We start from the raw sequence: 9,333 nt of genomic DNA, 5'->3' as shown, positions 1-9,333 counted from the left end.
GTTACGGCCCGACAACGACGTTCGCGAGCGGCTTGCCCGCCGCGTACCGCCGGACCTGGTCGACCAGCAGCCGGCGGGCCCGGGGCGCCAACGCGGCGGTCAGGCCGCCGACGTGCGGGCTGATCAGGACGGGGGCGGCCTTTCCTACTGACCGCCTGTGGTGTTGATGTAGTTGATTCCGTCGCGGTAGAAGCCGTCGACGGCGCGCTGCGCCTCCTTCATGCTCACGGCCTTGCCGGATACCGAGTAGATCCAGTTGACCTGCATGTTCCACGTTCGTTGGCCGGCGAAGGGCAGGTCGACGAGCCACGTGTTGAGGTGGACGCGCATCGGTGCGCGGGGGAAGGTCTTGCCACCGCTGCGGAAGACCGGCCGGCCGTCGATCGAGTACGTGACCGTACCGTCGACTGCAGTGATCATCAGGGTGTGCCACCCGGCGAGGGATCGATGCACGGCTCGCGTGGTGCGGTCGCCCGCTGTGGCGCTCCGCCAGCTGACGGTGTCGAGCTTGGGGCCGGGGGCACCCCAGCCGCCGTTGGGCTGGTACTCGAAGTCGAGCTCGTTGTAGGGGCCCGAGGTCGCTTCCGGCGAGATCGTGCAGAAGGATTCGACGACGTGGTCGCCGTTGCGGCCGTCGGCCGGCCGGTCGGAGAAACGGATCCGTGCGGCGATGGTGCCGGTCAGGAAGGTGTTGTCGACACCGACCAGTTCTGCCTGCTGGGTGCCTTGCCGGGTGCCGTCGGTAGTGACCTGCAACTGAAGTACCTGCCCGCCCTTAGCCTTCTGATTGGCGGGAAAACTGATGGCGTCCGCTGACCAGGTGCCGGCGATCCCGGGCCCGCCGCCGCCGGTGCGGGCCTGCCACCCGTGGGCGGTCACCGCCGGATCGGCGACGTTGGTGTAGTGGAAGTTGTCGAAGAGCGTGCCGGCCGGCACGGTCGGGGCCGACGCGCTCGAGGGCCGGGGGGACGTTGCCGGCGGAACAGCGTCCGGCTCCTCTCCCCAGGAGAGGACGCCGTCGACATAGCCGGTAACGCGGGTCGAGGGCGCGTAGCGGGCGAGCGCCGGATCGAACGAGCGATCGTCGGCCTGATCCAGGTCCTCGTGGTCGAGGCGGTACAGCTGCAGCCCGATGGCCTGGCTGGTCTGGCCAGGTCCCAGGGTGCCGGCAGCGGAGGTGAAACCGACCCGCAGGTAGTGGGTGGCGCCGGGCGCGGGATCGGGCAACGCGCTGACGACCTGGGTGACGTTCGAGCAGTCGAGGGCTGTCTGAACGCAGTTGGCCGCGTAGCCGGCGCTGTCGTCGTCGCTGAAGTAGTACTGCAGCGTCACCGTGTGCAGTGCCAGCGGCTGGCCGGAGGTGTTGATGACCTCCAGCCACGGCTTGCCGACCGGGGCGGTGGCGGGGGTGTCCGTCCGGTACCGGACGGTCAGCGGCGAGCTTTCATCAGCGGGTCCGGCGGCGGTCGTCGTCCGCCACATGCCGTAGAGCACCACTCCGGTGCCGAGGACCACCATGACCATGAGCAGGCCGAGCCAGCGGTTGGCGGAACGGGAACGCGACCCCATACGGAGCTCCTTGACGACTGGAGACGTGCGTACCAGAGAGTGCTGGTAGGGGGCCGTCTGGACAACGCGCGCCATCCTACCGACGCCGGTCCGCGTCGGTCATCTCGCAAGACGGGAGACGTCCTGGTCCGCCCGCGCGCGGCCAGCTCCACTGCCGATCATCCGAACGGGCAGCTGGAGCTGGCTCACCGGGGGCGTCGTCGACTTCACCAGGTCAGCTATGGTTCTCCTGCTCCAGACCGCGCGACAGCCGGCCTGGACGAGGATCATCGAGCGGGGAACTCGTGTCACACAACATGATCGGCGAAGCGGGGCTTGAGGCGACCGCCATCCTGCAACGTCTCCCCTGGAGACATCACGGCACTCCGAAGCCCACCGGCCCGACGCTGCACGACATCGTCGCCATCATCCCGGCACGCAATGAGGAAGTCGGGATCCTCACTTCCCTGAATTCCCTGGCCCGGCAGACCTGGCGCCCCGACCGGATCGTCGTGGTCGTCAACAACTCCACCGACCAGACGGAACATTTCGCCCGGCAGTTCGCCGCCGATCCGCGTACACCGCGCACCGACGTCCTGCTGATGCGCGAGAACGAGCACAAGAAGGCCGGTGCCCTCAACTACGGCATCGCCTGGTTGAGTCAGCGGGTCGGCGGGCGGCTGGATCCGGTCCAGCACGTCCTGGTGATGGACGCCGACACGGAACTGCACCCGAGGTTCATCGAACGGGCCCGCAAGGTGATCACCTCGGACCCCGAGATCGGTGGCGTCAGCGCCGTCTGTCTGGGCCGCACGGGGCTGTGGCGCAACCCCTGGCAAAGATTCCTGCTGGGCATGCAGATCATCGAGTACGGCCGCGCCGCCAACGCCCGTTTCCAGACCGACGTGCACACCATGTCGGGCGCCGGATCCTTCTACCGCGGCGTGGCGCTGCAATCGGTCATCGACAAGCGCGGCGCGGTGTTCTGGGAGGACCACCGCAACCTCGTCGAGGACTACGAGACGACGCTGACGCTCAAGGAATGCGGTTGGAAGGTGACCGCGAACCAGCTGTGCATCGCCTACACCGACCTCATGCCCACGCTGCGTGAACTGCTGCAGCAGCGTCAGCGCTGGGTGCGTGGCACCGTGGACGCCCTGCGCGCCCGTGGCTGGACCAAGTTCACCTGGCACTCGATCGCGACGATGATCCTCGGGCTGCTCGGCGTCGTCTACCTCATCGGCTGGGGGACCACCCAACTGGCCGACGTGGTCACCAGCGGCTTCAAGCAACAGCCCATCTTCTGGTTACTCTTCGCGTTTTGGGTCATCTACCCCGCGGTGCGGGTACGCAGCCTCGGCTGGAAGGCGATGCTGGTCGAGGCCCTGCTCATTCCCGAGCTGGTCTACACGGTCGTGCGCGCCTACTGGCTCCTGTCATCCCTCCTCAAGTCGTATTTCACCCCCGTATCGTCATGGAAGTAAGGCAGCGTCACAGATGAACTCCCTCAAAGGCTTCGGGATCTGCTTTCTCCTGGCGGCGACCCTGGTCGCCATGCGCGAACTCGCAGAGGTGGAATACGCCCTCCTCGTGCTGACGGTCATCCTCATCACCGGCTCCGTCGGCACCTACGTGGCATCGCGCCAGCGGTACCGCAGGGACCGCCGCATCGCCGGCGACTGACCGGTCGCCGAGCTGCACGAGGCACTTCCGGCCAGAGCACGCTGAGTGCGGTTGCGGAGGGTGTGGGATTCGAACCCACGAAGATGTCGCTGCCCTACCGGTTTCAAGATCAGCGCCATCGGCCACTAGGCGAACCCTCCCGGACCGTCACCCGTGGGAACGGCCGGTGCCTATTTCCAGATCACGGCCCCCGGTGGGACCCGAACGTTACGGCCCGAGAACCACGTTCGCCAGCGGCTTGCCCGCCGCGTACCGCCGGACCTGGTCGACCAGCAGCCGGCGGGCCCGGGGCGCCAACGCGGCGGTCAGGCCGCCGACGTGCGGGCTGATCAGGACGTTCGGTGCGGACCACAGCGGGTGGTCGGCGGGCAGCGGCTCGGGTTCGGTGACGTCCAGGGCAGCGTACAGCCGGCCCGCGCTGAGTTCGGCGAGCAGCGCCTCGGTGTCCACCACCCGCCCCCGTGACACGTTCACCAGCAGGGCGCCGTCGGCCATCCCGGCGAGGAAATCCTTGTTCACCAGGCCCTCGGTCTCCGGGGTCAGCGGCGTGGCCAGGATGACGACATCCGCTCGTGGCAACAGCTCCGGAAGTTCGGAAACCGGCCGTACGCCGGGGCGGGCGCTCCGTGCCACCCGGCTGATCTCCACCTCGAACCCGGCGAGCCGGCGCTCGATCGCGGCGCCGATCGAGCCGTACCCGACGATCAGCACCCGGGCGTCAGCCAGCCCGGTCGACCAACCCGAGGCCCAGCGGCCCTCGCCGCCCGCCCGGACGAAGTCCGGCAGCCGGCGCCGGGCGGCGAGGGTGAGCGCCACGGCCAGCTCGGCGGTGGCCGCGTCGTGCACGCCCCGGCCGTTGGCCAGCGTCAGGCCGGGCCGCAGGTACGGCAGGACATGGTCGTAGCCGGCGGTCACGGTCTGGACCACTCTGAGCCGGGGCATCCGGGCGATCGGCTCGCAGAAACGCGGATCGATGATCCCGTACGGGATCGCGTAGAACTCGACATCGGCCAGATCTTCTGGGACGGGTTGAGTGCCGTCGTACAGCGCGACGTCCAGATCGCCGAGCTCGGCCAATGCGTCGGGGTGAGAGATCAAGTAGCGCACGGCGACAATCATGCTGGATCGGGCCGAGCCGGCCGTGCCCGCACGCGCGCGATGTCGCCCGCCGGCCGTAGACACGCCCCCTGACCGCCGTTTGCGCTGGCCAGGGGATGTTTTGCTGTTCCCAGGGGCGGAGGGTGTGGGATTCGAACCCACGAAGGACATCGCTGCCCTTACCGGTTTTCAAGACCAGCGCCATCGGCCACTAGGCGAACCCTCCCGGACCGTCACCCTCGGGCGTACGGCCGGTGCCTAGTCTGCCACGGACGCCGCACGCCGGAACCGGCCTCCCACCCCTATTGGGAGGATGCCCTGATGTGGGACACACCGACGATCGTGCTGATCACCGGGATCATGGCGGCCGGCAAGTCCACAGTGGCCGAGGAGCTGGCCCGACGGCTGCCCCGCTCGGTGCACCTGCGGGGTGACCTCTTCCGGCGGATGGTGGTCAACGGTCGGGCGGAGATGACCGCCGAACTCTCCGAGGAGGCGTGGCGTCAGCTCCGGCTCCGCTACCACCTCGCCGCACGGACCGCCGACGGGTACGTCGAAGCCGGCTTCACCGTCGTACTCCAGGACGTCGTCGTCGGGCCGGAGCTGCCGGCGATGGTCGAGCGGATCCGGCACCGGCCGCTGCTGGTGGTCGTGCTCGCGCCGCGACCCGAGGTGGTCGCCGCCCGCGAGCAGGCGCGACCCAAGACGGGGTACGGCGACTGGCCGGTCGCCGACTTCGACGCCGGGTTCCGGGCCGACACGCCGCGGATCGGGCTCTGGCTGGACACCTCGGAGCAGACTCCGGCGCAGACGGTGGACGAGATCCTGGGCCGGGCGTGGACCGAGGGGCGGATCGGGTAAGACTGGGCCATGCACGCGATCACGATTCCGGAACCCGGCGGACCTGAGGCACTCGTCTGGGCGGAGGTGCCCGACCCGGAGCCCGGCCCGGGCGAGGTGGTCGTCGACGTGCGGGCCAGCGCGGTGAACCGGGCCGACCTGCTGCAACGGCAGGGGCACTACCCACCGCCGCCGGGCGCGCCCGCGTACCCGGGGCTGGAGTGCTCGGGGGTGGGTCGGCGCGGTCGGCCCGGGCGGTGACCGGGTGGGAGGTCGGCCAGGAGGTCTGCGCGCTGCTGGCCGGCGGCGGGTACGCGGAGCGGGTGGTCGTGCCGGCCGGGCAGTTGCTGCCGGTGCCGGCCGGTGTGGACCTGGTCGACGCGGCGGCGCTGCCGGAGGTGGCCTGCACGGTCTGGTCGAACGTGGTGCGGCTGGCCCGGCTCGGCACGGGCGAGACGCTGCTGGTGCACGGTGGTGGCAGCGGGATCGGCACCTTCGCCGTCCAGCTCGGGGTGGCGCTCGGCGCGACCGTGGCGGTGACCGCCCGCGCGGCCAAGCACGACCGGCTGCGGGAGCTGGGCGCCGCGCACACGATCGACTACCGGGAGCAGGACTTCGTCGAGGAGGTCCGCCGGGTCACCGACGGTCGCGGCGCGGACGTCATCCTCGACATCATGGGCGCCTCCTACCTGAGCCGGAACGTGGCGGCGCTGGCCGACGGCGGCCGGCTGGTGGTGATCGGCATGCAGGGCGGCCGCAAGGCCGAGCTGGACCTGGGCGCGCTGCTGGCCAAGCGGGCCTCGGTGGCCGCGACCGCGCTGCGCTCCCGCCCGCTGGACGACAAGGCGGAGATCGTGCGGGGCGTCCGGGAGCAGGTCTGGCCGCTGGTGGCGGCCGGCAGGATCCGGCCGATCGTGGACCGGCGGCTGCCGATGACCGAGGCGGCGCAGGCGCACCGGCTGGTCGAGTCGAACGACCACGTGGGCAAGGTGCTGCTCACGACGCCGTGACGGCACCGTTTCCCGGTCGGGGCAGCACCAGCCGGGCGCCGGCCCCTCGCCGGCGAGCGAGTCGCCCGGGTTGTAGAGGGTGCAGCGCTGCAACGACAGGCAGCCGCAGCCGATGCAGCCGTCCAGGTCGTCGCGGAGCTTGCCGAGCAGCCGGATCTTCTCGTCCAGCCGCTCCCGCCAGACCCGGGACAGCGCTGCCCAGTCGTCGGGGGTGGGGGTACGGGAGGCGGGCAGCGAGTCGAGCGCCTCGCGGATCTCCTCCAGCGAGATGCCGACCTGCTGGGAGATCCGGATGAACGCCACCCGGCGCAGCTCGGTGCGCGGGTACCGGCGCTGGTTGCCGCCGGTGCGTTCGGCGCGGATCAGGCCGAGCCGTTCGTAGTAGCGCAGCGCGGACGGGGCCACGCCGCTGCGGGTGGAGAGCTGCCCGATGGTGAGTGATTCGTGCATCAGTCGCCTTGAGTTGAAGTTGACTTCAACTTGCAGGCTAGCCGCATGACCACCACGACCGCCACCGCCCCACCCCTGCCGGGTCCGGTCGCCGCACCGCTGGAGCGGCTGCGCGCCGGCCGCGAGTTCGGCTCCAACGTCTACTCGACCGTCGACGTGCTCTGGGTGCTGTACGACCGGATCCTGCGGATCACCCCACAGACCGTGGACGACCCGGAACGGGACCGCTTCCTGCTCTCCAAGGGGCACGCCGTCGCCGGCTACTACGCGGTGCTCGCCGCGAAGGGCTTCGTCCCGGCCGAGTGGCTCGACGACCAGGGCGGCCCGGACAGCCGCCTCGGCGACCACCCGGACCGGCTGCTGGTGCCCGGCGTGGAGATCGGCTCCGGCTCGCTCGGCCACGGCCTCGGGCTGGGCGTGGGCACCGCGCTGGGACTGCGCGCCCAGGGTCGCACCGATCCGCGGGTGTACGTCCTGCTCGGCGACGCCGAACTGGACGAGGGCTCCAACCACGAGGCGATCGCGTACGCCGGGGCGACCGGGCTGGCCAATCTGACCGCGATCGTGCTGGACAACCGCTCCGCCAGCCACGGCTGGCCGGGCGGGGTGGCCAGCCGGTTCACCGTCAACGGCTGGACCGCCACCACCGTCGACGGACGCGACCACGACGCCCTGCACGCCGCCCTCACCGGGCACGAGAAGCACCGGCCGCACGTCGTCGTCGCGGTCGTCGAGAACGGGGAATGAGAGCATGCGGGAGACCTTCGTCGCCAGCGCGACCGAACTGCTGGCGGATCCGCGTACCACCATCGTGCTGGCGGACATCTCGGCCGCCGCGTTCGCCCCGGCCGCCCGCCGGTATCCCGACCGGGTGCTCAACGTCGGGATCCGGGAGCAGTTGATGGTGGGGGTGGCCGGCGGACTGGCGCTGACCGGGCAACGTCCGATCGTGCACAGCTACGCCCCGTTCCTCGTCGAGCGGGCGTACGAGCAGATCAAGCTGGACCTCGACCACCAGGGGGTCGGCGCGGTGCTGGTCAGCGTCGGGGCGTCGTACGACCGGGCGGCGGCGGGCCGGACGCACCTCAGCCCGGCGGACGTCAGCCTGCTCGACACGCTGAACGGCTGGACCGTGCACGTGCCCGGCCATCCGGACGAGGTGCCGGGGCTGCTGCGCGACGTGGTGTGCGGGCGGGGCTCGGCGTACCTGCGGCTGTCGACGCAGCAGAACGGGCGCCCGTACAACGGGGACGGTGCGCTGCGGGTGCTGCGGGATGCCGGGCCGGGCGCGGCGCTGCTGGTGGCGGTCGGGCCGGTGCTGGACGCGGCGCTCGCGGCGGTGGCCGACCTGCCGGTGACGGTGGCCTACACCCACCGGCCGCGGCCGTTCGACACCGCCGGCCTGCGGGAGCTGGCCGGCACGGAGGTGATCCTGGTCGAGCCCTACCTGGCCGGCACCTCGGCCCGGGTGGTGTCGGAGGCGCTGGCCGACCGGCCGCACCGGCTGCTCAGCCTCGGCGTGGGCCGGTCGGACCTGCGGCGCTACGGCACGGCGGAGGACCACACCCGCTGGCACGGGCTGGACGCCGACGGCCTGCGCCGGTCGGTCGACGGTTTCCTGCGAACGGCGTCAGCGCGGGGCTGAGCCGGCGGGACGGCGGCGGGTGCGCTCCCGGCCGAGGATCCAGAGCGCCTCGACGCCGTCCTTCCAGGTGATCTTCTTCCCCTCCTCGCGACCGCGCGCCCGGTAGCTGATCGGCACCTCGTACGGGCGGATGCGGCGGCGCAACAGCTTGCCGGTCACCTCCGCCTCCATGCCGAAGCCGCGGGACCGGACGTCGAGGGAGCGGTACAGCTCGACCGGCATCAGCTTGAAGCAGGTCTCCAGGTCGCCGATGTAGGAGTTGAACAGCACGTTGGCGGCCATCGTGACGCCCTTGTTGCCCATCACGTACCAGAAGCTGTAGGCGCTGTGGCTGCCGAAGGTGCGATTGCCGTAGACCACCGTGGCGCGGCCGTCGAGCACCGGGTCGAGCAGGCGCGGGATGTCCTGCGGGTCGTACTCCAGGTCGGCGTCGAGGATGACCATGTACTCACCCTCCGCGCTGTCCACGGCCGTCTTGATGGCCGCGCCCTTGCCCGCGTTGCGCTGGTGGGTGATGACCCGCAGCCGCGCGTCGTCGGCCCGGCCGAGGATCTCACCGGTGCCGTCCCGGCTGCCGTCGTCGACCACGACCAGCTCGATCTCGCACGGGTAATCGACCGCCAATGCCTGCTTGAGGGCATCCGCGATGCGTTCTTCCTCGTTGTAGACCGGCATGAGGATCGAGAGCTTCACGGGGATCTCCACGGTGGCGACAGTAAGTCGGCCCTAGCCTAGCCTGGCTGCTCAGCGCCAGGGAGGCCGCCACCACGGCCAGGGGGCACCCACCCTTCAGGAACATGGTGTTAACTTCCGCCCATGTCGGCAGCCGGCTGGATGGTCGTAGTGGCGCCCGTCGCCGCGTTCGTGGTGCTCACCTCGGTGCTGTGGACCCGCTGTCCGGACGCGGTCGCCCCGCTGCGCCTGGCCGTGGTCCGCGCCGCGCTGCTGACCGGCGTCTTCGCCGTACTCACCGTGGAACTGCTGGGCGCGCTGCGCGCGCTGACCCTGCCGGCCGTCGCCGTGGCCTGGCTGCTCTTCCTCGCCGCCACCGTGGCGGCG

The 9,333-nt window shown here is 70.8% G+C and carries 10 protein-coding genes, 2 tRNA genes and 3 pseudogenes; 8 read left to right on the top strand and 7 right to left on the bottom strand.

What is annotated here, in order from left to right; translation table 11 throughout:
• Nucleotide 1: 1 nt before the first annotated feature.
• Nucleotides 2-130: pseudogene (locus JNW89_RS37715) on the bottom strand (dihydrofolate reductase); the annotation flags it as partial.
• Between the two features lie 14 nt (nucleotides 131-144).
• On the bottom strand, nucleotides 145-1,569 hold the full coding sequence (locus JNW89_RS18370; protein ID WP_238449852.1) for a cellulose binding domain-containing protein: 1,425 nt from the start codon (nucleotides 1,567-1,569) through the stop codon (nucleotides 145-147).
• Between the two features lie 296 nt (nucleotides 1,570-1,865).
• Here JNW89_RS18370 and JNW89_RS18365 point away from each other — a divergent pair, with 296 nt between their 5' ends.
• On the top strand, nucleotides 1,866-3,032 hold the full coding sequence (locus JNW89_RS18365) for a glycosyltransferase family 2 protein (RefSeq protein ID WP_238449851.1): 1,167 nt from the start codon (nucleotides 1,866-1,868) through the stop codon (nucleotides 3,030-3,032).
• A 13-nt stretch (nucleotides 3,033-3,045) separates the two neighbouring features.
• A complete protein-coding gene (locus tag JNW89_RS18360; RefSeq protein ID WP_238449850.1) occupies nucleotides 3,046-3,231 on the top strand; it encodes a hypothetical protein in 186 nt (61 codons plus the stop codon).
• A gap of 54 nt (nucleotides 3,232-3,285) precedes the next feature.
• On the opposite strand, the gene JNW89_RS18355 is transcribed toward JNW89_RS18360, so the two are convergent.
• The 3 genes from JNW89_RS18355 to JNW89_RS18345 form a co-directional block, all read right to left on the bottom strand.
• Nucleotides 3,286-3,371, bottom strand: a tRNA-OTHER gene (locus JNW89_RS18355).
• Nucleotides 3,372-3,438: 67 nt separating this feature from the next.
• On the bottom strand, nucleotides 3,439-4,350 hold the full coding sequence (locus JNW89_RS18350; protein WP_255540957.1) for a 2-hydroxyacid dehydrogenase: 912 nt from the start codon (nucleotides 4,348-4,350) through the stop codon (nucleotides 3,439-3,441).
• 116 nt (nucleotides 4,351-4,466) lie between these two features.
• Nucleotides 4,467-4,555, bottom strand: a tRNA-Ser gene (locus tag JNW89_RS18345).
• A 95-nt stretch (nucleotides 4,556-4,650) separates the two neighbouring features.
• Between JNW89_RS18345 and JNW89_RS18340 the strand changes: the two genes are divergently transcribed.
• Genes JNW89_RS18340 through JNW89_RS18330 form a run of 3 tightly spaced genes read left to right on the top strand, consistent with a single transcriptional unit; the run spans nucleotide 4,651 to nucleotide 6,179 of the window.
• Nucleotides 4,651-5,190 carry an AAA family ATPase gene (locus JNW89_RS18340; protein WP_238449848.1) on the top strand — a complete coding sequence of 180 codons (540 nt, stop codon included), beginning with the start codon at nucleotides 4,651-4,653 and terminating at the stop codon, nucleotides 5,188-5,190.
• 9 nt (nucleotides 5,191-5,199) lie between these two features.
• Nucleotides 5,200-5,430, top strand: coding sequence for an alcohol dehydrogenase catalytic domain-containing protein (locus tag JNW89_RS38115; protein WP_238449847.1), 231 nt, complete (start codon nucleotides 5,200-5,202; stop codon nucleotides 5,428-5,430).
• On the top strand, nucleotides 5,391-6,179 hold the full coding sequence (locus JNW89_RS18330; RefSeq protein WP_238449846.1) for an NAD(P)H-quinone oxidoreductase: 789 nt from the start codon (nucleotides 5,391-5,393) through the stop codon (nucleotides 6,177-6,179). The genes JNW89_RS38115 and JNW89_RS18330 overlap by 40 nt, the downstream gene beginning before the upstream one ends.
• On the opposite strand, the pseudogene soxR reads toward JNW89_RS18330, so the two are convergent.
• Nucleotides 6,166-6,629: pseudogene (gene soxR, locus JNW89_RS18325) on the bottom strand (redox-sensitive transcriptional activator SoxR). The gene JNW89_RS18330 and the pseudogene soxR overlap by 14 nt on opposite strands.
• 45 nt (nucleotides 6,630-6,674) lie before the next feature.
• Here soxR and JNW89_RS18320 point away from each other — a divergent pair.
• Nucleotides 6,675-7,376, top strand: a complete 702-nt coding sequence (locus JNW89_RS18320) for a transketolase (RefSeq protein WP_238449845.1) — start codon at nucleotides 6,675-6,677, stop codon at nucleotides 7,374-7,376.
• 4 nt (nucleotides 7,377-7,380) lie between these two features.
• Complete coding sequence (locus tag JNW89_RS18315) at nucleotides 7,381-8,274, top strand: transketolase family protein (RefSeq protein WP_238449844.1); 894 nt, start codon at nucleotides 7,381-7,383, stop codon at nucleotides 8,272-8,274.
• Here the strand turns inward: JNW89_RS18315 and JNW89_RS18310 are convergent.
• Entirely contained in the window at nucleotides 8,260-8,967 is a 708-nt protein-coding gene (locus JNW89_RS18310; RefSeq protein ID WP_154942013.1) for a glycosyltransferase family 2 protein, read from the bottom strand. The genes JNW89_RS18315 and JNW89_RS18310 overlap by 15 nt on opposite strands.
• Nucleotides 8,968-9,090: 123 nt before the next feature.
• Here JNW89_RS18310 and JNW89_RS18305 point away from each other — a divergent pair.
• A pseudogene (locus JNW89_RS18305) lies at nucleotides 9,091-9,333 on the top strand (hypothetical protein); the annotation flags it as partial.

The organism is Micromonospora sp. 4G55, assembly GCF_016803375.1.
Note: the sequence above shows the minus strand (reverse complement) of the source record. Positions and strands in the feature narration are given on the sequence as shown.